This is a genomic window from Bartonella sp. CM120XJJH, from assembly GCF_042194715.1.
GTDB lineage: Bacteria > Pseudomonadota > Alphaproteobacteria > Rhizobiales > Rhizobiaceae > Bartonella.
In genome coordinates this window covers 448-723 of sequence record NZ_JBHINE010000108.1, presented here as the reverse complement: position 1 = coordinate 723, position 276 = coordinate 448, and the positions used below count along the sequence as shown (strand labels likewise).

1 protein-coding gene is annotated in these 276 nt (G+C 39.5%); it reads left to right on the top strand.

The annotated features are described in order from the left end of the window. The coding region (locus ACFIKU_RS10055; protein ID WP_375657423.1) for a hypothetical protein at positions 1-276 on the top strand (276 nt) is incomplete at both ends.

Genomic DNA, 276 nt, shown 5'->3' with positions numbered 1-276 from the left:
GGACAAAATGTTTTCGGCAGTGGAAGCATGACAGGAATCGCTGTGACACTATTTGTTAAAAATCCAAATGTTATGGAACATTGTAAAATTCACTATTACGATATTGGTGATAATCTCACGACAAAAGAGAAACTTTCTGAAATTCAGCGATTGGGTAGTGTTGGTGGGGTCAAGCATGAACATAGTTGGCAGATGATTACGCCAGATGAGCATGGCGATTGGCTGGATCAGCGCAACAGTGATTTTGAAAATTTTTTAGCCTTAGGTGATAAGAAG